Source organism: Flintibacter porci, assembly GCF_041925195.1.
In the GTDB taxonomy this organism is placed as follows: Bacteria; Bacillota; Clostridia; order Oscillospirales; family Oscillospiraceae; genus Lawsonibacter; species Lawsonibacter porci.
The window spans coordinates 18,678-41,481 of the sequence record NZ_JBHEVB010000020.1; the positions used below are offsets into that span (position 1 = coordinate 18,678).

Here is a 22,804-nt window from a genome sequence, read left to right on the forward strand (position 1 = left end):
TATTTCATCCTTTCTGATCGGAATCTTGGGGATTGAGGGGTTCATAGTGGAAGGCTCCGTCCTCGCCCCGGGCAAAGGCACTGCCGTAGGGGGCGCTGAGCAGGGGGATCAGGTCGGGGTCGTAATTGCAGAGGGTATTGAGGGAGTAGACTCCGATGTGGGAGGGGTCGCTGAGGTACTCTTCGCTCTCCACAGCGGCAAAGAAGCGCCAGCCGCTGTCCTGGCCCTCCCGTTCCGGCTTTTCCCGGTAGCAGTAGCCTACCGGTTTGCCGGAGACAGTGATCTCGTCGGTAGCCAGACAGGCGGCGGGGCCGTCCCAATCCTTCAGGAGAGGCCGCATTTCCGGCTCGGAAAGTTTATAGCTCTTTCCCGCAGGACGGGGCCACATACGGCCGCACCAGGCTTGCTTGCTGCCCAGCAGGTCCCGCACCAGGCGCAGGTTCAGATCCCGGTAGGAGACGGCGTCCTGCTCGCCTCCAATGCGGAAAGCCCAGTAGGCGGCGCCGCATACCAGGTCCACAGCGTACTCATCCCAGCTGTGGAAGGCGGCGGCCTGCTCTACCCAGTACTGGGACAGCTCCTGATACTCCTCCATGGTGATGAGCTCGCAGGCGCAGGCGGAACGGAGATAGCCCAGGGTCTCGCTGATGTCCCAGGCCAGAAAGCCACGGCGGCCCACAATGGGCTGGAACTGACGGGCAAAGTCGGACAGGCGCTGGAAGCCGGACACAGCTTGGGGAGTCAGTTCATCCAGGGAGAAATTGGGGCGGTCCTCCCAGAAGGATTCAAAGTCCAGATACTCCCGGTGGATGTGCACCGTGTTCTGGCAGAAAGCGATCAGGCTGTCCTTGTCGGTAATGCCGAACACCTCAGACAGATGGGTGCGGGCGGCCTGCTGATCTTCCTTGCTCAGGCAGAAGGGGATGGAGGTGAAGTACTCCTCTCCGGCGTCCTCCATGGTGGCCAGGCCCGGCGTTTTCCGCAGGGCGGGTACCCCGGCCAGCAGCAGGGGAAAGGCCTTGGAGGAGCAGAGCACCGGGGGCTGGAAGGCAGCGGCGGCTCGGGCACGCTGAAATTCCAAAATGGGGTCGGTCAAGGGCATGGGGGCCTCCTTCTTACTGGTGCTTGTTGATGATCACAGTGTCCGCCTGGCCGGAGGAGAGGTCGATGTAGCTGACATACAGGGAGACCTTGTTGTCCTCGTTCAGGTTCTCCCAAACCTCCTTGGCCAGGGTCTGGGCGTCGGGGGCGGAGATGGCTACCCGGCGGGGCTCGCCCTCAAAGGAGGGCAGGGGGTCCAGGTTCTCCTGGTAGGTGTGGATGAAGCGGCCTTCGCCGGACAGGGGGGCGTCGTACTCGTAGAAGTAGCGGTGGTTGCAGCTGGGGTCGCCGTCGGCGCTCTTCAGGATGGACAGGCAGAAGGCGCCGTCCTTCTCCACCACGCCGGAGATGCGGGGGGTGTAGTTGGGGCCGTCGGGCTCGTAGCAGCGGGTGCGGAGGGCCTCGATGTAGCTCTTGCCCTCCAGCAGGCCGTCCCGGATGGTGTCGGTCTGGTCACCATTGGTGACCACCAGGGTATCGCCCACCTTGCGCACGGGGTGGTAGATGATGAGAGAGGGGTCCACCATCTTGCTCTCGTCAAAGGCCCGGGTGCGGATGCCGTCCTCGGTGGCCTCAAAAATGCGGTTGCGGCTGTTCTCGCTGCGGCCCATGATGAAGTAGACCACCACGGCCTTGGCGCCGTCAGCGGACTTGCCCAGCATGATACCGCGGCCGGGGTAGGGGTGGCTGCGCAGCAGGTCGTTAAAATTCAGAAGTTCCATAACGTAAGCTCCTTTTCACAAAATAAGCAAATGGGCGCACCACGTTTGTGCAAACGGGTGCGCCCAGACGGTCGGCTCTCAGAGGCGGCACTCCCCGTGGTCACTCCACTTCCGTCAGTCATGCCGCTTGATTACATTGTAAAGGGGCGGGCGCACCGAAAAGGGGGATCAGTCCAGAATCCGGACAGTCCGGCCCTCTACCTTCAGCCGTCCCTGACAGAACAGAGACACGGCCTGGGGAAGCAGCTTCCACTCGCAGTTCTCCATGATCCGCCGCTGCAGCACCTCGGGGGTGTCGTCGGGCAGTACCTCCACCGCCTTTTGGGAGACGATGGGGCCTCCGTCGCACTCCTCAGAGACAAAATGCACGGTCGCACCCGACAGCTTGACCCCGTACTCCAGAGCCTTCTCGTGGACATGGAGTCCATAGCAGCCGGGACCGGCAAAGGAGGGGATCAGGGCGGGGTGGACATTCAAAATGGCATTGGGGAAAGCCTGTACCATCTCGCTGGTGAGGATGACCATAAAGCCAGCCAGCACCACCAGGTCGATGTGCAGCGCCTGGAGCTGTTCCACCAGAGCCACCGTCATGGCCTGGCTGGAGGGGTAGGACTTCCGGGCCACCACATAGGTGGGGATGCCCGCCTTCTTGGCACGCTCCAGGGCGTAGGCGTCGGGGTTAGAGGCGATGACAGCGGCAATCTCGCCGTTCACGATCTCACCCCGGGCCTGGGCGTCGATCAGAGCCTGAAGGTTGGTGCCGCCGCCGGAGACCAGCACGGCAATGCGCTTTGCCATGGGCGCACCTCCTCAGACCAGTTCCACCCCAGCCTCGCCGGAGACCACCTGGCCGATCTGGTAGGCCTGCTCGCCGGCGGCCTTCAGGATCTCCAGGGCCTGGGCGGCCTGCTGGGCGGGAAGGGCCAGGATCATGCCGATGCCCATGTTGAAGGTGTTGTACATATCCCGCTCGGGGATGCCGCCCTTCTTCTCGATGAGGTCGAAAATGGGCAGGCGGGGGAAAGAGTCCAGCTTGATCTGGGCGGTGAGGCCCTCGGTCATCATGCGGGGCACGTTCTCATAGAAGCCGCCGCCGGTGATGTGGCTGATGGCGTGGATGTCCACACCGGCCTTCAGCAGGGCCTTAATGGCCTTGACATAGATGCGGGTGGGGGTGAGCAGGGTCTCGCCCAGGCTCTTGCCGCCCAGCTCCTCCATGGGGGAGGTGAGATCAGCGTGCTCCACGTCAAAGACCTTGCGCACCAGGGAGAAGCCGTTGGAGTGGACACCGGTGGAAGCCAGGCCGATGAGCACATCGCCCTGGGCCAGGTGCTTGCCGTCGATGATCTTCTCCTCGTCTACGATACCCACGGAGAAGCCGGCCACATCGTAGTCCTCATCGGGCATGAGGCCGGGGTGCTCGGCGGTCTCGCCGCCTACCAGGGCGCACTCAGACTGGCGGCAGCCCTCGGTGATGCCGGTGACGATCTCAGCGATGCGCACGGGGTCGTTCTTGCCGCAGGCGATGTAGTCCAGGAAGAACAGGGGGGCGGCGCCGCCGCAGATGATATCGTTGACGCACATGGCCACGCAGTCGATGCCGATGGTGTCGTGCTTGTTCATCAGCTGGGCCAGGCGCAGCTTGGTGCCCACGCCGTCGGTGCCGGAGACCAGCACAGGCTTTTTCATCCCGGCCATATCGGGGGCAAACATGCCGCCGAAGCCGCCCAGAGTGCCCAGCACGCCGGGAATGTAGGTGGATTCCACCATGGGCTTGATGCGCTCGACCGACTCGTAGCCGGCGGTAACATCCACGCCGGCAGCGGCGTAGGACTCAGAATGAGAATTTTTCATACGAGAAAACCTCCGTTAACCTTTTCCGTTCCAGCAATAGGTGCATACCTTATCCCGGTCGAGGCCGATGGCCTCCAGCAGGCCCTCCAGGGACTGGTAGCCCAGGGAGGTGAAGCCGAACTTTTCGCAGATGGTCTTCAGCATGCACTGACCGCGCTGGGTGGTGCCGTCAGCGTACTCCTCCAGGTGCTGCTGTCCCTCGTCGCCCTCCAACTCCTGGATGGTGCGGCGGGCCAGCAGGTCCATGTCAGAATTGCCGCGGGAGAAGTTGAGGTATTTGCAGCTGTACATGATGGGGGGGCAGGCGGAACGCATGTGGACCTCTTCCGCGCCGGACTCATAGAGGAATTCCACCGTCTCCCGCAGCTGGGTGCCCCGGACAATGGAGTCGTCCACGAACAGCAGTTTCTTGCCCTCGATGAGCTCGGGCACGGGGATCTGCTTCATCTTAGCCACCTGGTTGCGCACCTCCTGATTGGCAGGCATAAAGGAGCGGGGCCAGGTGGGAGTGTATTTTACGAAGGGGCGGGCAAAGGGCTTGCCGCTGCGGTTGGCAAAGCCGATGGCGTGGGGCAGACCGGAGTCGGGCACGCCGGCCACATAGTCTACCTTGGGCAAAGCGCCACGAGACACCTCGTCCCGGGCCATGATCTCACCGTTGCGGTAGCGCATGACCTCCACGTTGATGCCCTGGTAATTGGAGTTGGGGTAGCCGTAGTAAGTCCACAGGAAGGCGCAGATCTTCATCTCCTCGCCGGCGGGGGAGAGGGTCTCACACTCGTCGGCGGTGATACGCACGATCTCACGGGGACCCAGCTCGTAGGCGTCCTGGTAGCCCAGCTTGTGGTAAGCGAAGGACTCAAAGGAGACGCAGTGTGCTCCCTCCTTCTTGCCCACCAGCACGGGCAGACGGCCCACCCGGTCACGGGCGGCGATGATCTCGCCCTTCTCCGTCAGAATGAGCAGGGTGAGAGAGCCCTGGATCTCCTCCTGAGCGTGGAGAATACCGCTGACCAGATCATCCTTCTGGTTGATAAGGGCGGCGGCCAGCTCGGTGGCGTTGACCTTGCCCGAACTCATGGCCATGAACTGGTGGCCGTGGTCGGAGAAATAGCGCTGGATGAGCTCCTCCGAGTTGTTGATGATACCCACCGTAGTGATGGCGTACAGCCCCAGGTGAGACCGCACCAGCAGGGGCTGGGGGTCCGTGTCACTGATACAGCCGATGCCGCAGTTGCCGTGGAACTCGCTCAGGTCCTTCTCGAACTTGGTGCGGAAAGGGGTATTTTCAATGGAGTGGATCTGGCGTTGAAATCCGTCCTGCTCGTCGTAGATCAGCATACCGCCCCGGCGGGTGCCCAGGTGAGAGTGGTAGTCCACTCCGAAGAAGATATCCAGGGTCACGTCCTGGTGCGCCACCGCGCCAAAAAAGCCTCCCATGTTAGTGCCTCCCTAAGTTAGTCTTGATCAATCTTACTTACCCAGCAGACGGCGGGCCATCTCCTGATAGGCACCCTCCACGTTGCCCAGATCCCGGCGGAAGCGGTCCTTATCCAGCTTCTCTCCGGTCTTGGAGTCCCAGAAACGGCAGGTGTCGGGGCTGATCTCGTCGGCCAGGACGATGGTGCCGTCGGCGGTCTTGCCGAACTCCAGCTTGAAGTCAACCAGGGTGACGCCGCACTCGGCCAGGGTCTTCTTCAGGAAGTCATTGACCTGGAAGGCATACTTCTTGATGAGGTCGATCTCGTCCCAGGTGGCCAGCTTCAGAGCGACCGCGTGGTAATCGTTGATGAGGGGATCGTGAAGATCATCGTTCTTATAGGAGAACTCGATGGTGGGCTCGTCAAACACGATGCCCTCCTTCACGCCGTAGTTGCTGGCAAAGTGGCCGGCAGAGATATTGCGGACGATGACCTCCAGGGGGACAATGGAGACCTTCTTCACCGCGGTCTCACGCTCGCTGAGCTCCTCCACAAAGTGGGTGGGCACGCCGGCCTTCTCCAGCTGCTGCATGAGGTAGTTGGTCATCTGGTTGTTGATGGCGCCCTTGCCGGTGATGGTGCCCTTCTTGGCGCCGTCAAAGGCGGTGGCGTCGTCCTTGTAGGAGACGATAACAACATTGGGGTCCTCGGTGGAATAGACCTTCTTGGCCTTGCCCTCGTACAGCTGCTCCAGTTTGTTCATAATGAAATCCTTCCTTCCTGATGTTGTTTCAAACGATATGTTGAAAAGTGGATCTTGCAAATGGGCGGGAACGCGGGGGTCAGGCCAGCTCGGCCTGAAGCTTCTGCTCCTTCTGAGCGATCTGATCGGCCATCTTCTCCCGGGCGGCGTCCAGCTTGGCGGCCAGCTCGTCATCCGAGACAGCCAGAATCTGGGCGGCCAGCACGGCAGCATTTTTTGCGCCGTTGATAGCCACGGTGGCCACAGGGATACCGCTGGGCATCTGGACGGTAGCCAGCAGGGCGTCCAGTCCGTCCATGGCGCCGCCCTTCATGGGGATGCCGATGACGGGGAGGGTGGAGTTGCCCGCGAAGGCGCCGGCCAGGTGGGCGGCCATGCCCGCGGCACAGATCAGCACGCCAAAGCCATTGGCCCGGGCGGACCGGGCAAATTCCGCGGCGGCGGCAGGGGTGCGGTGGGCGCTGAGAATGTGGGCCTCAAAGGGAATGCCGAACTCCTCCAACTGGGTACAGGCACCCTTTACTACCGGCCAGTCGCTATCCGAGCCCATGATCACAGCCACTTTTTTGCTCATAGATGCTCTCTCCTTTCAGATGGTCCGATCCAATCGCCATAAGGTTTCTTGTTTTTGGAAAAGAAAAAAGTCAGGCCATCTGCGCGCACAGACAGCCTGATCATCTCTTATGCTTTTGGATATTTGGACAGATTGGGACCGTGGAAAATACAATCCAGGTGAAAAACGGAATGGAAAAATCCGCAAACCATGGAAGAACCTCCTTGTCCCATCAATCAGAGTTCCATTTTATCGAATCCTTGGAGAATTTGCAAGAGGCCCTGGGAAATTCGTAGGCTTGTACAAGGAAGACGGGGAAAAGTCAGGGGGGAGTTGTACAGGGGTGGAGAGCGGACAGGGGTTACAGCAGTCCGGACACGCTTAAAATATGGGAGACTTCACCGGCGCGTACAGACCAGGCGCCTGCGGCGCCGTGGGAACGGCGGCGGGGAGCGGTCCAGGATGGGATCTCCTCCAGAGCGTGCTGGCAGACGGTAAGAAACTCCTGGGGGGAGTGAGCGGCGTAGATCACGTCAGGATAGGGCTCCACCTGATCGGGCCAGACCATGGTGACAATGGGCAGTCCGGTAGACAGATACTCATAAATTCGAGTGGGGATCACGTCGCAGTCGGGCTGATCGTCCCGGAGGAAATTGAGCAGTACCTGACACTGTGCCAGATGTTCCGGTACCTCCATCAGGGGACAGGAGGGGCGCAGTACCACGTTGGGCAGAAGGGAAAGCCGGCGCAGAAAGGGGTTGTGCTCTCGCCGGCCCAAGAGCAGAAACGTCCAGTCGGGCCGAGCCTGGGCGGCGTAGAGCAGGGGGGACAGGTCCAAATCGTAGTGGATGGTGCCTGCATAGCCCAGTACAGGGCCCTGGAAGGGGGAGCTGGGACGTACCCGGTCGGGTGCGGTGGCCTTGGCAAAGAGCGGGTAGGTCCCGCCGTTGGGAAGCAGAGCGATGTTGCTGCTGCAGGGGGACAGGCGGTCCATCAGATCGGAAGAGGCGGCAAACACCACGTCGGCCGCGCCGGCCAGCGCGCCCTCCCAGGCCAGAGGCAGATCGTCCCACTCCCGGTCGCAGTCGTAAACCAGTCCGTCGTAGTCCAGCCGGTCCAGTAGGTGGACGTGCTCCGGGCAGGTGGTCCACAAGAGAGGGGCGGAGAACCGGGCGCGGGCGGCTTTGGCGGCAATGAATCGGCTGAGCTTCTGCTGCCCCAGACGGAAGAAGTGGCCAAAGCGCTCGTCCATGGGGAGCAGAAGGGGAGGGAGGGTATAGACGGTGATATTCTGTTTGACCTGCCGGCCTTTGGCGTGGAAGCTGGGGTCATTCCAGCGGGCGGCAGGGGAAAAATATAGGATCTGGGTGTCCTTGAGCCGGGAGAGCAGCTGTTGAGTCCGGCCGGGGGAGGCACTCCAGGGTTCATTGGAGAGGCAGATGATTTGCTTCAACGGGACAGACCTCCTGTAAACAGGGCTCCACCGCCCTTGCGCAGCGGAGAAAAAGCGGGTATAATACCATAACTGCCTGCCGGTTCCGCACAAGGGGAACGGGCAGGGACAAGACCATTATATCGGGCCTGAGAGGGCCGGTCAAGGACGGATAGGAGGAAAAAATATGCCGCTGGCGATACAGGGAATAGACGAGGCGGTGCTGCTGTGGATCCAGGAGGCGGTGCGGCAGGCGTGGCTGGACCCGGTGGTCAAGGCCTTTACCACGCTGGGCAACGCGGGGATATTGTGGATCGTGCTTTCTGTGGCCATGCTGTTCTGGCGTCCCACCCGAAAGGCGGGACTGCTGGCAGGCTGTGCGCTCATCTTCAGTCTGCTGTTTACCAACCTGGGGCTGAAGCTGATCTTTACCCGGCCAAGACCCTATACGGTGGTGGAGGGTCTGATCCCGCTGCTTACCTCCGGCGACCCTAACTCCTTCCCCTCCGGGCATACCTGCGCCGCCTTTTCCGCGGGGCTGGTGTGGGCCAGGACCCTTCCCAAACCCTGGATGCGCCGCACGGCGGTGATCCAGGCGGTGCTGATGGGGCTCTCCCGGCTGTATGTGGGGGTGCACTACCCCAGCGATGTGCTGGGCGGCGCTCTGGTGGGTACCGTGTGCGCTATGCTGGCCCTGTATATCGGCCGGCTTTGGCAGAGACGACAGGAGCATAACTTTCAATAATATAAAATGGACCCGCTGCATGCTGCAGCGGGTCCATTTTTATGCGTTCAGTCAGGTCACAGTAAGATAGTCAGCGGAGACATAGCCGGTGACTGCCTGGCCGGAGCCGTTGGAGAAGAGAACCTGATACCAGCCGTCCGTGCTGTCGTCCAGAATGACCACTCTGCGTCCATAGGTGAGGCTGGAGATGATGGAGTAAGTGGTGCCGGGACCGGAGCGCATATTCAGGCTGGGTTCGGCGGTCACTTGACCCACCTGCTCCGCGCTTTCACAGGTGAACACAGCGCTGGCGGAGAGGGAGCCCAGTGTGGCGGTGATGGTGACCTGGGCGGTGCCGCTGCCGGTGTACACATTGGTCACGGTGCCATCGGAAGAGACGGCGGCGATGGTAGGATCACTGGAGCGCCAGGAGACCGTTCCCTGAGCTCCGGTGAGCACGGCCTGGATCTGGAGAGATTGGGCCGAGGCCAGCTGGGACTGGGTGGGATCCAGGGTGAGGGTGGCGTCCGGGTCCACAGTGGGCTGCTCGGGCTGCTCCGTCTCATCGTAGGTGAGCAGGCGGTACAGCAGAGCGGCCATTTCCGCACGGGTCAGATTGCCCCGGGGATTGATGGTATCGCCAGCGCCGCTGGCCACACCCTGAGAGACCAAGGCGGCCATGTGGGGCTTAGCGTAGTCAGCAATCAGATCCTTGTCGGAGAACTGATCCAGTACGCTCAGGTCAGGGGTGGGGGAGGTGATGCCCAGAAGAGGCATGGCCTGGTGCAGAATGGTGAAGGCCTGCTCCCGGGTGACCAAGGTCTTGGGACCAAACTCCGTGGCGGAGATGCCGGAGACCAGACCGTTGGCGCTGGCCCAGGCAATGGCGGTGGCATAGTAATCTGTGGAGGCTACATCCGTGAAATTGGTGGGCTGTCCGGTTACGGCGGGACGGCCTAGGGCGCTGTAAAGCATCAGGACAAAGTCGCCCCGGGAGATGGAGTAATCCCGGCCAAACTCAGTGGGGGAAATGCCGCTGACGATGCCGTGCTCATAGCAGTACTCCACCGCGGTGTAGGACCAGTGGTCAGGGGTAACATCGGTGTGGACATTGCTCAGAGAGACCGAGATGTTCTTGGTGACGCCGCCCGCTTTGACGGTGATAGTGCCGCTGTTGCTGGTGCCGTTGGCGGTAAACAGGCCGTCCTTGGTGATGGTGCCCACGCCGCCGCTTACCGACCAGGTCACGCTGGCGGCAGAGCCGCTGCGCAGGGCGTTACGGGACCAGTAGGTTCCGGTGGCGGAGAGCTGTACCGAGTCGCCGGCCTTCATGGACAGGGAGGTCAGGGAGCTGGAACTGCCCGCCTTGGTGACGTTGAGCTGGGACAGGGCGGTGACCACGTGGATCTGGGCGGTGCCGTAGAGGCCCAGAGAGGGGGAGTAGATCTCAATGGTGTCGGTGCCGCCCTTGGCGCCGACGGTATAGACCGAGCCGTTAAAGGAGCCCAGACCGTTCTTCGAGGTGAATTGTGCGTCGGAGACCCGGGAATTGACGGTTTTGACTCCGTCATTGATGGAGACCACGTCGCCCAAGGTGACACTGGAGCCCGCCAGTACCACCAGGCCGTCTTCCTTCAAAGCCAGCCGGGTGGCAGGTCCGGTTCCGGGGTCGTCGGTGACCAGAAGAATAAAGGTGGCGCAGCTGCGGGGGTATCCGCCGGAGGGGGAGTTTTGAACGTCCACGCTGTCCGAGCCGGGCAGACGGGCGCTGAGGATGGAGGAGCCGCCGCCGTCCAGGTTGACCGCCCACTGGCAGCCCTGCTGAAGCAGCTCGTCGGCCAGATCCTTTTCACTCAGACCGCCGGAGTAGCCGGATTGACGGCCGTCTACCTCATACAGCACCAGAGTGCTGTCTGCCTTGACGCCCAGGGCGGTGCGGGGGTTGCGGCCATCCTTGCCGTAGACCCACTGGGAGCTGTCGGTAATGGCGCCGTTGCGTACGATGATGTCGCCCGCGCCGCTGGCCCACTGGGCATTGGAGAGGACCGAGTCGGAGCAGGAGGTGGTCAGGGTGACCCGGTCGCCCACATGGTAGCTGGCAAAGACCTCATAAAAGCCCGACTCATAGGCCGCGGTAAGAATGTAGTTGTCTTCTCCGATGGGGACGGCGTCGGAGGTCTCAAAGACGTCGACCACTTCCAGGGTCAGGGTGCTGTTGACGGTAAGGTCGGTGCTTTTGCCGTTGTCAACTACTTCAAAGCGGGCCATACGGCCGCCGGCCGCATTGGTCTGGGTGGAGATGGTGGAAAAATCTTCATTATAAAGGTAAAGGCCGCCGGAGGAGTTACGCCACTTATTAAAATGGGTCAGCTCCACAGTGCTGCTGTCCCGCTGGTTGGTGAGAGTGATGTATACCTGGGGAGAGACAGACAGGGAGACCTGTCCGTTGACGGTGGCCACGGCGTTGTTGCCCTCGGGGCTGGATTTGTAGATGCCGTCCTCAATGGAGATGCCAAGGGGAACGCCGCCGTTTCCGAAAAAGTCACTGTTGATGCCGCCGATGACGTTATAGCCCATACTTTCCGCGTAGCTGATGGCCTTGTTGATGGTGGCCGCGCCGTAGGCTGTGCCCGAGGACTGGACCATGATGGGGTAGACATCGCTGTCGGGGCTGAGCTGGAAGGAGTAACTCTCCACCCGCCCGGCGGAGGAATGCTGGGTTATGGTGTTGACATAAGTCAGACCATCGGTGAGGGTCTGAGAGGAGGTCAGCCAACGGGTCCCAGCCGAGGCATAGGCGGTTGGAAGAGCGAGCGCTGCGGCCAGAAGCACTGCCGCAGCTCGTTTTGACAGAGATTGGACTGCGTGTTTCATGGGAACTCCTTTGCTGTAATAATAATGTGGATAGGGCCGAAAGGCGCCTGTGAAAAGGCGAACATAATACATTATAGCAGGAAAGCTTCTGGGATTCAATGGGAGAAACCAGGCAAAAAAACCGGGGAATGGGAGAAACAACCAAGAGGAAGTTATGAACAAGCCGTGAATCCGGCGCAAGAACAGTTGAAAAAGAAAAAACCTTGGTGTAGAATAAAGCGATTATTTCCATGGTACGGACTGCGGTCCGGGAAAGGAGAGGAAAGCTTGGCAAAAAACAACGAAAATGCTACAAAAACCATCAGTATGGTTATGGCGATCACCTTGCTGGGCAAGGTGCTGGGATTATACCGGGATCATCTGATGGCGGTGCACTACGGAACCACCGGGATGGAGGCCAAAGCGTTTTATATCGCCAGCCGTATTCCCCGGGTCTTTTTTGACGTGGTGTTTGCCTCCGCGATTGCGGCCTGCTTTATTCCCGTGTTCAGTGAGTACCTGACCAAGAAAGGGAAGAAAGAGGCCTTTCGTTTTGGCGGGAACTTCCTGTCGGTGATGGCGCTGCTCACCGCTGTGCTCACGGTGCTGGGTATGGTATTTGCCCAGCCGCTGGTCACGCTGTTTGCCGACGGGTACGATGCCGAGACTTCGGCCCTGGCCGCATCCCTCACCCGGGCCATGTTCCCCACGGTGCTGTTTACCGGAGTGGCCTTCTCCTTTGTGGGTATTTTGCAGTCCATGGACCGCTTCAATATCCCGGCTCTCATCAGTACCGTGTCCAATTTGGTCATCATTGGCTACTTCTTTTTCCTGGATGACCGGTTCGGCGTATACGGACTGGCGGCGGCCTATCTGGTGGGCTGGCTTCTCCAGGCTCTCATCCAGGTGCCCACGCTGCGGCGGCTGGACTTTCATTACCACCCGGACTTCTCGTTCCGTTCGGAGGGGATGCGAAAAGCCTTCTCTCTGATGGGACCGGTGATGATCTCCACCTGGGTGCAGCCCATTAACCTGACCATCAACACCAAGTTCGGCTCCCACCTCTACGATGGAGCGGGCGTGTCGGCCATGGAATACTCCACCAACCTGTATCTGGTGGTGGCGGGCGTGTTTATCCTCTCCATCACCAACGTGATCTTCCCCAAGCTCTCCCGGCTGACGGCGGAGCACCAGGAGGATGCGTTCCGGGATACCATCCGTCAGACGGTGCACAGCAGTCTGTTTTTCGTCATGCCCATGGCGGCGGGAATGATGACTCTGGCCCGGCCCATGGTCTCCTTCCTCTACGGAGGCGGAGCCTTTGACGAATTCTCGGTGAATATCACCTCCCAGGCTCTGGTGTGGGTGTCCCTGGGCATGGTGGGCTACGGCCTGCAGAATATTCTCAGCCGAGCCTATTTTGCCCAGCAGAACGGACGCACCCCCCTGATTGCCGGCGGGATCTCCATTCTGGCCAATGTTGTGGGCTGTATGCTGCTCACCGAGCCTTTGGGCGTGGCCGGTCTGGCCATCTCCTCCTCGATCTCGTCCACTCTGTACGCTCTGCTGCTGCTGATCCCCCTGCAAAAACAGGGCGGCGGCGTGTTCAATGCCGGCTTTGGCAAGGACGCAGGCAAGATGCTGGTGTCCACAGTGGGCATGGCTGCGGTGGTGCTGGCGGTGCGGTACGGCCTGGAGAACCTGCTGCCCCAGGGAAAGGTAGGGGAGCTGGTGCTGCTGGGAATCTGCGCCCTGGTCGGCGTGGCGGTATATTTCCTGTTGGCTACCCTGACCGGACTGGATGAAGCGAATATGGTCCGGGATATGGTGAAACGAGTGCGGAAACGAGGTTAAAGAACATATGGAACAAATGCGAACCATAATACAAGCCAGCGTGCTTTATCGTGTGCTGGCGGCGATTTGCCTGTGGTTCAGCGGTCAGTGGCAGCGAAGCGGCGTGATCCAGTGGTTCATCCACCCGCCCCTGGCCCTGGAACAGGCGGAGTCAAAAAGCAGTGTCTTTTACCGTCTGTGGGATAAGATCCACCAGTTTTTGAACTGGCTTTGGCGGATGCTGTGCCTGGAGAAGCTGTTTGCAGGAAGTATTTTTCTGAAAAGCTGGCTGTGGTGCGGCGCGGCAGTGGTTTTGGCCCCCATTTTGCCTACCATGGCGGTGTTGGGGCTGGCGATGGTGGGCAGCTTCTCCGTGCTGCTCAACCTGATGCGGGACCGGCAGCGGGACCTGTTCTATGTCCCCATGAACCGCTATATCTGGCTGTATGCCGGCATCTATCTGGTAGGAACCTTCTTCTCGGTGAATCTGAAAGGAAGCCTGCTGGGCGGCATGCTCACCGTGGCCTTTGTGCTGTTTACCATTATGCTGGAAAACGCTGTCACCACCCGGCGGCAGCTGGATGTGCTCATCGCCATGATGGTGCTGGCCGGAACGGTGGTAGCCCTGTACGGTATCCTCCAATATCTCTTCGGCTGGGGTTATCAGTCCACGGCCTGGGTGGACACCGACATGTTTGGCGACAGCTTCCGGGTGCCCTCCACCCTGGAGAACCCCAACATGCTGGGCCAGTACCTGATCCTGGCCATCCCACTGGGCGGTGCGGGCCTGCTGTCTGCCAAGGACTGGGCACAGCGGGTGTGGTACTTCATCTGCTGCGGCATCATGTGCGTGTGTATGCTGCTTACCCTGTCCCGGGGCGCCTGGCTGGGCCTGCTGTTTGCCGGCTTCCTCTTTGTCCTGTTTTTGCAGCCCCGGCTGCTGCTGCTGGCCCCCATTGCTCTGGTGGCCCTGTACTTTGTACTGCCGGATACCATTATCAACCGTTTCTCCAGCATCGGTGATTTGGGAGACAGTTCCACCTCGTACCGCGTGTACATTTGGATCGGCACCCTGGCCATGCTGAAGGACTACTGGCTGTGCGGCATCGGCCCAGGGGATGCGGCCTTCAATCTGGTCTATCCGAAATACAGTTACAGCGGGATTGTGGCTCCCCACGCCCACAACCTGTATCTGCAGATCGTGTGTGACGCGGGTATTGTTGCACTGGTGATTTTTGCGCTGCTGCTCTACCGCTTTTTCCGGGATATGTGCGCCTCGTTCTGCCGGGAGAAAGACTGGTTTACCCGTCTGCACATCGTAGCAGTGGGGGCCGGCATCGCCGGCTTCCTGGTCCAGGCCATGACCGATTACTCCTTCTATAATTACCGGGTCATGTTCCTGTTCTGGGCCTATCTTGGGGTGGGAGCGCTGATTTCCCGGCGCATGTCCCTGCCGGAAGGAGGAAAAACAGCATGATTCGCGTGTTGAACATCATCAGTGATACCAACATCGGCGGAGCGGGACGGGTGATTCTCAACTATCTGCGCTTTGCAGACAAGAGCAAGTTTGAGACCTTGGCGGCCATCCCCCGGGGAAGCCTGCTGAAGGAGCCCTTGGAGCAGGCGGGCGCCAAGGTGGTGGAAGTGGACGGCATGGCCGACCGCTCCTACCATAAGGACGACGTGAAAGTGCTCCAGAAGGTGATCCGGTCGGTGAAGCCCGACCTGGTCCACACCCACGGCGCCCTGTCCGGACGGATTGCGGCCAAGCGCTGCCATGTGCCCGTCATTTACAGCCGCCACTCTGCCTTCCCGGTACCGGCCAAGCTGCGCCGTCCCCCGGGCCGCTGGGTGAACAAGCTGGTCAACGAGCACTACGCTGACCGCATCATTGCCGTCAGCCCTGCCACAGCGGAGAACCTCACTGACGGAGGTATCTCCAAGAAAAAGATCACCCTGGTCATGAACGGAGTGGCCGCGGTGGAGGAGACCTCTCCGGCCCAGCGTGCCGCCCTGCGGGAAGAGCTGAACATCCCGGAGGGGACCGTAGTCTTTGGTATCCTGGCACGGATCGAGGACTACAAAGGGCATCTGTATCTGGTCTATGCTGCCAAGCAGCTCAAGGACCGGGGATATCAGAACTTCCGTGTCCTGGTGGCCGGTACCGGCGCCTTTGAGGAAGAGGTGCGCCGGGCGGTAGTGGAGATGGGCGTGGACGACGTGGTGCAGATGCTGGGCTTCCGCTCCGATGTAAAGGAGCTGCTCAACATTCTGGATGTACAGCTCAACGCCTCCTATGGTACCGAGGCTACCTCCATGGCCCTGCTGGAGGGAATGAGCCTGGGACTGCCCTCCATTGCCAGCGACTACGGCGGCAACCCCTGGGTTATCCAGGACGGGGAGAACGGCCTGCTCTTCCCCACCAAGGACAGCCAGGCTCTGGCCGATGCCATGGCCCGGATGATCGACCAGCCCCAGCTGCGGGAGAAGCTGAGCAGGGGTGCAAAAAAGGTCTATCAGTCTCAGTTTACCGGCGAGATCTTTGCCAAAAAAGTGGAACAGGTCTATTTGGAGACCTTGAAAGGAGTATCCCATGGAACAAAACGCGCATAAGTTTCGCATTCGGCTGAACTTGTTTGACGCCATTGTGCTTATTGTTGTGCTGCTGGCCGGCGCTGCCTTTGCCTGGCTGAGCCTGCGCAGCGGTGACAGCAGCGGCACCGCCGCTACCTCCCAGACGGTCCGCTATACCGTGGTTTTCCAGAAGATGGCCAAGGGTGACAGCCAACTCATCCAGGCTGGGGACAAGCTGGAGGATGCCGTGAAGAATTACAGCATCGGCACCGTGGTGTCGGTGGAGACCAAGCCTGCTGTGACTCAGATCCTCGATCAGGAGGAGCGCTGCTATGTGGATGCGGAGCTGGCGGGCTATGAAGATGTATACGTGACGGTGGAGAGCGCCTGCACCGACAACGGAGAGACGCTGCTGCTGGGCGGCGGCTATGATTTCCGGGTGGGCCAGACTGCCTATGTCCGGGGACCGGGCTACATGGGCAGCGGACCTGTGACTGCCATTGAGAGGGGGAATGAGGGATGAAGATCATTGACCGGAACGGACGCCTGTTTGGCAAAATCAGTGTGATCGACGTGATCGTCATCCTGGCGGTCATTGTTATGGCCGCAGCCATCTATGTTAAGACCCACAAGCCTCAGACCGGCAGCAATGTGGCGACCACCACCATTGTGTATCAGATGTCGGTGGAAAACCAGCCGGAGTACATGCTGGACGCCATCCAGGTGGGCGATCAGATCTATGATAAAGAGCGCAGCACCGGCGGCTCTCTGGGTACCATCACCGATATTCAGGTCAGCGACGGCACCTATGAGGCCAAGCTGGACGACGGCACCTATGAGATCGTGCCCGCTCAGGGACGCTACAACCTGCTGCTCACCATTGAGGGCCAGGGCCTGATCGACGAGAACGGGAACTACCTGCTCAACCGGGTGTATAACCTGGGAGTCAATTCCAGCCGGGAGTTCAACAACAAATACGGCCTCTTCCTGGGCCGCATTGTCAGCATTGAAGCGGCCCAGCCGGAGGGCTGAGGCCGGGAAGGAGTAACTGCCCATGAAGATTTTCATGGCGACCATGGGGCTGGATATCGGCGGAGCCGAGACCCATATCGTGGAGCTGTCCAAGGAACTGAAGGCCAGAGGACATGAGGTGGTGATCGCCTCCAACGGGGGAGTGTATGTCCCGGAGGTGACTGCCGCGGGGATCCGGCACTACAATGTGCCCATGAACCGGCGCAGTGTGAAGAACATGATGCGCTCCCGCGCTCTGCTTAAGGACATCCTGCGCAAGGAGAGGCCGGATATCGTCCATGCTCATGCCCGTATCCCCGCCTTTTTGTGCGGTACCCTGCAGGGCAGTTTGAAGTTTCCCTTTGTCACATCCTGCCACGGCGTCTTTGAGGTCAGCGGCGTGCTCAAGCTGCTGTCCAACTGGGGCGAACGTACCCTGGCAGTGAGTGAAGATATCCGGGACTATCTGGTGCGGGAGTATGGTGTGCCGGCTGAGCACATTACCCTCACCATCAACGGGATCGATACCAATAAATTCTCTCCGGACGTATCCGGGGAAGCGGTGCGGAAGGAGTTTGACCTGGGGGACGGCGTGGTGATCGGCCACGTCAGCCGACTGGATCAGGCGGCCTGCCACACGGCCCGACAGCTGATTGAGTTAGCTCCCCGGCTGGATGGAGCCTACCCCGGTATCCACATCCTGATTACCGGCGGCGGCGACAGCTTTGAGCAGCTCAAGGAGCGCGCGGAGCAAGTGAACCGGGACCTGGGCCGTACCTGTGTGGTGCTCACCGGTCCCCGTACCGACGTCAACGCCATTGCCGCCGCCTGCCAGGTGTTTGTGGGTGTGTCCCGCTCGGCTCTGGAGGCTATGGCGGAGGAAAAGCCGGTGGTCCTGTCCGGTGCCCAGGGGCATACCGGACTCTTCTGTCCGGAGCTGCTGCAGAAGGCCATTGATACCAACTTCTGCTGCCGCACAGACCCGGTGGCCGACGAGGAGACGCTGTACCGGGCTGTGACCCAGGCGCTGGACCTCCCGGAGGAGGAGAAGCAGCGTCTGGGGGCCTATGGCCGCCAGACGGTGCAGACCTACTATTCGGTACAGCGTATGGCCCAGGATTGCCTGGACGTGTACGAGCAGGTGCGGCGGCGCAAGTACCGGGTGGTCATGAGCGGATACTACGGCTTTTCCAATGCCGGTGACGATGCCATCCTTCAGTCCATCCACGAGGGAATCCTGGCGGCCAGCAAGGATATTTCCGTGACGGTACTCTCCAACGATCCCCAACTCACCTGGAACCTGTGCGGCCTGGAGGCCGTGCCCCGGTTCCGCTTTTGGAAAGTGCTGGGTGCGCTGCGCAGCTGCGACGCCCTGCTCTCCGGCGGTGGAAGCCTGCTGCAGGACCGCACCTCCACTCGATCTCTGATGTACTACCTGTCCATCATCCGGGGGGCGGAGCTCTTTGGCAAGCCGGTGATGCTCTACGCCAACGGCATCGGTCCCGTGCGTAAGCCGGAAAACCGCCGCCGGGTAAAGCGGGCGGTGGAGCGGGCGGCTCTGGTCACCCTGCGGGACCGCAGCTCTGCCAACGAGCTGCGGGAGATGGGGGTAAAGCGCCCCGACCTCTACGTCACCGCCGACCCGGTATTTAACCTTCCTCCTGCCCCTCGGGAGAGGGGAGAGGAGCTGCTGCGCTCTGCACAGCTGCCCGAGAATACTCCCTTTGCTGCCATCTCGGTGCGCAACTGGCCTGGAACCGGGGATTTCCCCAAACAGCTGGCCGGTCTGTGCGACCATCTGCGGCGGACCTATGGGATGGAGATTTTGTTCCTGCTGATGCAGCCCGGCCACGACCGGGCCACTACCAATCAGGTGCGGGAGCTGATGGAGGAGCCCTCCTATCTGCTGGATACCGCCTGTACGCCCCGGGAACTGATGGCGGTGCTGGGGCGGGCCAAGCTGTGTGTTGCCATGCGGCTGCACACCCTGATCTTCGCCGCCCGTATGGCGGTGCCCTGCATTGGACTGGTCTATGACCCCAAGGTGGAGAGCTATCTTCAGGAGCTGGACATGCCCTCGGCGGGCCATGTGGAGCACTTTGATCTTCAGCAGGCGGTGGCCTGCGCCGATGAGATGATGGCCCACTACCAGGAAAATCTGGACCGGCTTCAGGAGAAGTCTCAGGCTCTGGCCAAGGCGGCGCTTCATAATGAGGAGCTGCTGCTGGAGCTGCTGGAGAAGAAAACAAAGAAGTAAATTAAACGTTCAACAGGCCGGTCCCGGAATGGGACCGGCCTGTTTGCTGTGGGGAAATTTTATTTACAAATTTCCAAGAAGAAGCTATACTATGCACGTTGGGAAAGAAGCAGACCATAGAAAGGAATGCAATATATGAAGAAACGAGCCATTTTGGCCCTTGGTTTAGCCACCGCCCTTCTGCTGACCGCCTGCGGCAGCAGCAAAGAGGGCCACCACCTATCCGGTCTATCTGCTGGCCAGCGCCGTGGCGGAGAATGTAGATGGCGTTGTGGTGGAGCGGCTGAACACCGGCGAGGTGAGCTGTCTGCACGACTACACGCTGACGGTGAGCGACATGAAGCTCATTGAAAGTGCCGATGTCATCGCCATGAACGGAGCGGGGCTGGAGGACTTTATGGATGACGCCCTCAGCCAGGCTCAGGGAGCCGTGATCAACTGCTCCCAGGGAATTCAGATGCTGGAGATGGTGGGCCATGACCACCACGACGGGGACGAGGAAGATGGGGAGCACTATGACCCCCATATCTGGATGGACCCGGAAAATGCCATGATTATGGCGGAAAACATCCAGAAAGGCCTGTCCCAGGCAGACCCGGACCATGCGCAGACCTACTCTGATAATCTAACAGAGGCTCTGGCGCTGCTGAACAGTTGGGACAGCAACCTCCAGGAGATGATCCAGGAGGCGGAGCAGGAGGGCGGCGTCACGATTTCTGGCCTCATTACATTCCACGACGGCTTCCAGTATTTTGCCAAGGCCCTTGACCTGCCTCTTCTGGCCGCCATTGAAGAGGAGGAAGGCAGCGAGGCCAGCGCTCAGGTCATCAATGAGACGGTCTCTCTGGTGAAAGGAAATAATATTCCTATCATCTTTACCGAAATCAATGGCTCTGACGCCACTGCCCAGGCCATTGCCCGGGAGACGGGGTGTCAGGTGGGCCAGCTCACTATGCTGATGGATGGCCCCAACGATGGGAAGCTGAGCAACTATCTGGACGGACTGTCCTCAAATGTAAAGACGATCGTCAACGGCTTTGCCGGGGAAGAGGTCATTGGATGAGAAAGATCAAGCATGGAAAAATGGCGGGTGGCTGCTCTGACGCCTGCTGTTTGAAGCTGGAGGGGCTCAACGTCCGTCTGGAGGGAGAGGAGATCCTGGAGGATGTATCCTTCCACCTCCACTGCGGCGAGATTGCAGCTCTGATCGGCCCCAACGGTGCGGGCAAGTCTACTCTGTTCCGCAGTATCCTGGGACAATTGCCTTACGGGGGGAATATTACCTTCTCCCCGGCGGGTGGGCCTGCCATTCGCTTGGCAGACGGTACCGTGACTGGGGGAAGCCGGCCTTTGATCGGCTATGTGCCTCAGTCCCCCAGCTTTGACCGGGGTGACCCGGTAAGTGTACTGGACTTTTTCACCGCCGCCACGGCACGCTGGCCGGTTTGGCTGCCTATCCCGGAAAAATACCGGGAGCGGTGCCGCAGCAGTTTGGCGCGGGTTCACGGGGAAGATCTGCTGGACCGGGCCATGGGGGCCCTGTCGGGCGGACAGCTTCAGCGTGTGCTGTTGGCTCTGGCTCTGGAACCGGTGCCCCATATTCTTATTCTGGATGAGCCCCTGTCCGGTGTGGACATTGAAGGGGAGCACCAGCTGCTGGAGATGCTGGATGAGCTGCGCACCAAATACGACCTGTCCATCCTTTTGTCCACCCATGACTTTGCCACCCTGGGGCAGTTTGCCGATAAGGTGATCCTGCTCAATAAAAAGGTGCTCAAATCTGGGCCTCCGGAGGAAATCCTTTCCTCGCCGGAGTTTTATGAGACGTTCCACCTGCGGGTGGGGAAGGGAGGGGAGAACTGATGGAGCTTTGGTATTCCCTCGTAGAGCTGCTGCCCTTTGACTGGGCCCAAAGCGGCGGGATGTACTTTATGAAAAACGCCCTGCTGGCGGTGCTGGTCATTTCTCCGCTCTTCGGTATCCTCTCCACTATGGTGGTACACAGCCGCATGTCCTTCTTTTCTGATGCCCTGGGCCACTCTGCCTTCACCGGAATGGCGATCGGCGCCATCTGCGGCTTTAACGAGCCTACCTGGGCGGCTGTGGCCTTTGCGGTGGTGTTTGCCCTGCTCTTTAACTGGGTGCGCCGCCGTTCTGCCTTGGCCAGTGATACCGTGATCGGAGTATTCTCCTCTACCGCTGTCGCTCTGGGTATCTTTATCTCTACTCTGGGCGGGCGCTCCTTTACCAAATTCAACGCCCTGCTCATCGGTGATATTCTCTCGGTAGAGCCGGCCAAGATCGGTCTGCTGGCCGTCATCCTGGTGCTGATCATTGTCCTCTGGGCGGTATCCTTTAACCAGCTGATGCTCTCAGCGGTCCATCCTGCCCTGGCAGACAGCCGGGGAGTGAAGGTGTTCTGGCAGGAGACGATCTTCTCGGCAGCTATTGCAGTAGTGGTGACTGTCTCTATGACTTGGGTAGGCCTTATGGTCATTAACGCCCTGATTGTCCTGCCGGCCGCAGCGGCCCGGAACATCGCCAAGAATATGACCCAATATCACCTCTTCTCCTTGCTGGGAGCGGTGGTTGCCGGAATCGCGGGACTGATGACATCTTATTACATCGATACCTCCGCCGGTGCAGCCATCACTCTCTATTTGGCGGTATGGTTTATGATCACCTTCCTGTTTCGCAAGAAGACATAAAAAAGCCTGTGCGCTTAATCGCGCACAGGCTTTTTGCTGCCTGGATTTAAGGAATATCAATATCCACTAAGATGTTATCTGTGCCATGTTCTTCAAATTCGCTGATATAGGCGTCAATGCGGCTGGCAAGCTCATCGTAGTTGCTCTCATCAATGGGAGCATCATCCATATCCCGACGGGCCAGATCCTCCGCTAAAATATCAAAGAAGACATTGTTCTCATATTCCATAATGGCTTCATGGATTCCGCCCTCCACAAAGGCCTGAGAAGGAACGATCTCACCGTGGTAGATCTCAGCTAGAGCGGGCATACCTTCCATCAGAGCTTTTCCAAATACCAGGCTCTCCACTTCGTCGTAGTCAGCGAAACGCTGTTCACCCCGAGTGGAGTTCAATATCCAGTTCCCGATATACACCAGGTCCAGCAGCCTGCGAAACTGCTTGTTGTTCAATTCCAGGTTCATTGCGCGGCCTCCTTTCCCAGAACCGAAGCAAGTAGGATACCTATATTATAGTCTATGGCGACAGCTTGTCAAATGGAGAACGCAAAATAGGGGTTCTATAACGGTGGAAAATTTTTTTGAAAAAAGTCGAAGAAAGGGTTGACAAATGGAGGGAGCAGTGGTATTCTATCAAAGCTGTCCGCGAGACAGCAGTTTCCAAGTCAAAAGCGAGCTTGAATGAGAGAACAAAAACCACCTGACGGTGCGAAAAAAGTTCTTGACAAGCGAACTGAGATACGGTAAACTAATCAAGTCGCCTGCGAGGGCGGCCAATAAGGGAGAAGCCCGCCGGGCTGACCTTAAGAGCTGAAAAAAGTTTGAAAAAACTTTAAAAAAGCTCTTGACAAGGTCAAAACGGTGTGGTAAAATGAACTCCCGCCGCTGCTAAGCGGTGTGTACCTTGTAAATTAAACAACGTGACAAACACGAAGCACCAAATTGGATTTGGTTGTTCAAACAAGCTTAGCTTGAAGGACAATCGTTAAATTTCTTTGAA

Annotated in this window: 19 protein-coding genes, 1 pseudogene and 1 riboswitch; of the genes and pseudogenes, 10 read left to right on the plus strand and 10 right to left on the minus strand. The window is 59.5% G+C overall.

Translation table 11 applies throughout. The features are described from left to right. Window positions 1–4: 4 nt before the first annotated feature. From ACEVJL_RS15180 to ACEVJL_RS15215, 8 genes are all read right to left on the minus strand, one after another. Window positions 5–1,102 carry an immunity protein Imm33 domain-containing protein gene (locus ACEVJL_RS15180; protein ID WP_325207616.1) on the minus strand — a complete coding sequence of 366 codons (1,098 nt, stop codon included), beginning with the start codon at window positions 1,100–1,102 and terminating at the stop codon, window positions 5–7. A 13-nt stretch (window positions 1,103–1,115) separates the two neighbouring features. Then, window positions 1,116–1,823, minus strand: a complete 708-nt coding sequence (locus tag ACEVJL_RS15185) for an IMP cyclohydrolase (RefSeq protein ID WP_110440278.1) — start codon at window positions 1,821–1,823, stop codon at window positions 1,116–1,118. A gap of 54 nt (window positions 1,824–1,877) precedes the next feature. Next, window positions 1,878–1,955, minus strand: a riboswitch (ZMP/ZTP riboswitch). A gap of 36 nt (window positions 1,956–1,991) precedes the next feature. Next, window positions 1,992–2,621, minus strand: coding sequence for a phosphoribosylglycinamide formyltransferase (gene purN, locus ACEVJL_RS15190; RefSeq protein WP_374738315.1), 630 nt, complete (start codon window positions 2,619–2,621; stop codon window positions 1,992–1,994). Between the two features lie 12 nt (window positions 2,622–2,633). Continuing rightward, window positions 2,634–3,677, minus strand: a complete 1,044-nt coding sequence (purM, locus tag ACEVJL_RS15195) for a phosphoribosylformylglycinamidine cyclo-ligase (RefSeq protein ID WP_235398606.1) — start codon at window positions 3,675–3,677, stop codon at window positions 2,634–2,636. Window positions 3,678–3,692: 15 nt separating this feature from the next. Next, a complete protein-coding gene (locus ACEVJL_RS15200; RefSeq protein WP_008981889.1) occupies window positions 3,693–5,117 on the minus strand; it encodes an amidophosphoribosyltransferase in 1,425 nt (474 codons plus the stop codon). Between the two features lie 33 nt (window positions 5,118–5,150). Beyond that, on the minus strand, window positions 5,151–5,861 hold the full coding sequence (gene purC / locus ACEVJL_RS15205; RefSeq protein ID WP_110440281.1) for a phosphoribosylaminoimidazolesuccinocarboxamide synthase: 711 nt from the start codon (window positions 5,859–5,861) through the stop codon (window positions 5,151–5,153). Window positions 5,862–5,940: 79 nt separating this feature from the next. After that, entirely contained in the window at window positions 5,941–6,435 is a 495-nt protein-coding gene (gene purE, locus ACEVJL_RS15210) for a 5-(carboxyamino)imidazole ribonucleotide mutase (RefSeq protein WP_008981891.1), read from the minus strand. Between the two features lie 340 nt (window positions 6,436–6,775). Further along, on the minus strand, window positions 6,776–7,867 hold the full coding sequence (locus ACEVJL_RS15215) for a glycosyltransferase family protein (RefSeq protein WP_374738316.1): 1,092 nt from the start codon (window positions 7,865–7,867) through the stop codon (window positions 6,776–6,778). A gap of 166 nt (window positions 7,868–8,033) precedes the next feature. Here ACEVJL_RS15215 and ACEVJL_RS15220 point away from each other — a divergent pair, with 166 nt between their 5' ends. Beyond that, entirely contained in the window at window positions 8,034–8,591 is a 558-nt protein-coding gene (locus tag ACEVJL_RS15220; protein WP_374738317.1) for a phosphatase PAP2 family protein, read from the plus strand. A 51-nt stretch (window positions 8,592–8,642) separates the two neighbouring features. Here the strand turns inward: ACEVJL_RS15220 and ACEVJL_RS15225 are convergent, their stop codons facing one another. Next, window positions 8,643–11,444: an S-layer homology domain-containing protein gene (locus ACEVJL_RS15225; protein ID WP_374738318.1), complete on the minus strand. Its 2,802-nt coding sequence runs from the start codon at window positions 11,442–11,444 to the stop codon at window positions 8,643–8,645. 267 nt (window positions 11,445–11,711) lie between these two features. On the opposite strand from ACEVJL_RS15225, the gene murJ reads away from it, so the two are divergent. From murJ to ACEVJL_RS15270, 9 genes and pseudogenes are all read left to right on the plus strand, one after another. After that, window positions 11,712–13,277: a murein biosynthesis integral membrane protein MurJ gene (murJ, locus tag ACEVJL_RS15230; protein WP_374738319.1), complete on the plus strand. Its 1,566-nt coding sequence runs from the start codon at window positions 11,712–11,714 to the stop codon at window positions 13,275–13,277. Between the two features lie 7 nt (window positions 13,278–13,284). Next, window positions 13,285–14,733 (plus strand): O-antigen ligase family protein, encoded by a 1,449-nt coding sequence (locus tag ACEVJL_RS15235; protein ID WP_235398612.1) that lies wholly within the window; start codon window positions 13,285–13,287, stop codon window positions 14,731–14,733. Further along, window positions 14,730–15,869: a glycosyltransferase family 4 protein gene (locus tag ACEVJL_RS15240; RefSeq protein ID WP_008981897.1), complete on the plus strand. Its 1,140-nt coding sequence runs from the start codon at window positions 14,730–14,732 to the stop codon at window positions 15,867–15,869. Before ACEVJL_RS15235 ends, ACEVJL_RS15240 begins: the two co-directional genes overlap by 4 nt. Then, on the plus strand, window positions 15,850–16,353 hold the full coding sequence (locus ACEVJL_RS15245) for a DUF4330 domain-containing protein (RefSeq protein WP_110440285.1): 504 nt from the start codon (window positions 15,850–15,852) through the stop codon (window positions 16,351–16,353). The genes ACEVJL_RS15240 and ACEVJL_RS15245 overlap by 20 nt, the downstream gene beginning before the upstream one ends. Further along, complete coding sequence (locus ACEVJL_RS15250) at window positions 16,350–16,862, plus strand: DUF4330 domain-containing protein (protein ID WP_008981899.1); 513 nt, start codon at window positions 16,350–16,352, stop codon at window positions 16,860–16,862. Before ACEVJL_RS15245 ends, ACEVJL_RS15250 begins: the two co-directional genes overlap by 4 nt. Before the next feature lie 22 nt (window positions 16,863–16,884). After that, on the plus strand, window positions 16,885–19,098 hold the full coding sequence (csaB, locus tag ACEVJL_RS15255) for a polysaccharide pyruvyl transferase CsaB (protein ID WP_374738320.1): 2,214 nt from the start codon (window positions 16,885–16,887) through the stop codon (window positions 19,096–19,098). Window positions 19,099–19,321: 223 nt separating this feature from the next. Beyond that, window positions 19,322–20,161: pseudogene (locus ACEVJL_RS15260) on the plus strand (metal ABC transporter substrate-binding protein); the annotation flags it as partial. Next, window positions 20,158–20,961, plus strand: a complete 804-nt coding sequence (locus ACEVJL_RS15265) for a metal ABC transporter ATP-binding protein (protein WP_235398616.1) — start codon at window positions 20,158–20,160, stop codon at window positions 20,959–20,961. The pseudogene ACEVJL_RS15260 and the gene ACEVJL_RS15265, both read left to right, overlap by 4 nt. Continuing rightward, entirely contained in the window at window positions 20,961–21,806 is an 846-nt protein-coding gene (locus ACEVJL_RS15270; protein ID WP_020989953.1) for a metal ABC transporter permease, read from the plus strand. The genes ACEVJL_RS15265 and ACEVJL_RS15270 overlap by 1 nt, the downstream gene beginning before the upstream one ends. A 46-nt stretch (window positions 21,807–21,852) precedes the next feature. Here ACEVJL_RS15270 and ACEVJL_RS15275 read toward each other — a convergent pair whose 3' ends face one another. Continuing rightward, complete coding sequence (locus ACEVJL_RS15275) at window positions 21,853–22,269, minus strand: hypothetical protein (protein ID WP_008981904.1); 417 nt, start codon at window positions 22,267–22,269, stop codon at window positions 21,853–21,855. Window positions 22,270–22,804: the final 535 nt, after the last annotated feature.

Bases quoted from the DNA above. Each gene is read 5' to 3' on its own strand.
- ACEVJL_RS15180 (WP_325207616.1), bottom strand. From the start codon at position 1,102: ATGCCCTTGACCGACCCCATTTTGGAATTTCAGCGTGCCCGAGCCGCC.
- ACEVJL_RS15185 (WP_110440278.1), bottom strand. From the start codon at position 1,823: ATGGAACTTCTGAATTTTAACGACCTGCTGCGCAGCCACCCCTACCCC.
- purN (WP_374738315.1), bottom strand. From the start codon at position 2,621: ATGGCAAAGCGCATTGCCGTGCTGGTCTCCGGCGGCGGCACCAACCTT.
- purM (WP_235398606.1), bottom strand. From the start codon at position 3,677: ATGAAAAATTCTCATTCTGAGTCCTACGCCGCTGCCGGCGTGGATGTT.
- ACEVJL_RS15200 (WP_008981889.1), bottom strand. From the start codon at position 5,117: ATGGGAGGCTTTTTTGGCGCGGTGGCGCACCAGGACGTGACCCTGGAT.
- purC (WP_110440281.1), bottom strand. From the start codon at position 5,861: ATGAACAAACTGGAGCAGCTGTACGAGGGCAAGGCCAAGAAGGTCTAT.
- purE (WP_008981891.1), bottom strand. From the start codon at position 6,435: ATGAGCAAAAAAGTGGCTGTGATCATGGGCTCGGATAGCGACTGGCCG.
- ACEVJL_RS15220 (WP_374738317.1), top strand. From the start codon at position 8,034: ATGCCGCTGGCGATACAGGGAATAGACGAGGCGGTGCTGCTGTGGATC.
- ACEVJL_RS15225 (WP_374738318.1), bottom strand. From the start codon at position 11,444: ATGAAACACGCAGTCCAATCTCTGTCAAAACGAGCTGCGGCAGTGCTT.
- ACEVJL_RS15235 (WP_235398612.1), top strand. From the start codon at position 13,285: ATGGAACAAATGCGAACCATAATACAAGCCAGCGTGCTTTATCGTGTG.
- ACEVJL_RS15240 (WP_008981897.1), top strand. From the start codon at position 14,730: ATGATTCGCGTGTTGAACATCATCAGTGATACCAACATCGGCGGAGCG.
- ACEVJL_RS15245 (WP_110440285.1), top strand. From the start codon at position 15,850: ATGGAACAAAACGCGCATAAGTTTCGCATTCGGCTGAACTTGTTTGAC.
- ACEVJL_RS15250 (WP_008981899.1), top strand. From the start codon at position 16,350: ATGAAGATCATTGACCGGAACGGACGCCTGTTTGGCAAAATCAGTGTG.
- csaB (WP_374738320.1), top strand. From the start codon at position 16,885: ATGAAGATTTTCATGGCGACCATGGGGCTGGATATCGGCGGAGCCGAG.
- ACEVJL_RS15265 (WP_235398616.1), top strand. From the start codon at position 20,158: ATGAGAAAGATCAAGCATGGAAAAATGGCGGGTGGCTGCTCTGACGCC.
- ACEVJL_RS15270 (WP_020989953.1), top strand. From the start codon at position 20,961: ATGGAGCTTTGGTATTCCCTCGTAGAGCTGCTGCCCTTTGACTGGGCC.
- ACEVJL_RS15275 (WP_008981904.1), bottom strand. From the start codon at position 22,269: ATGAACCTGGAATTGAACAACAAGCAGTTTCGCAGGCTGCTGGACCTG.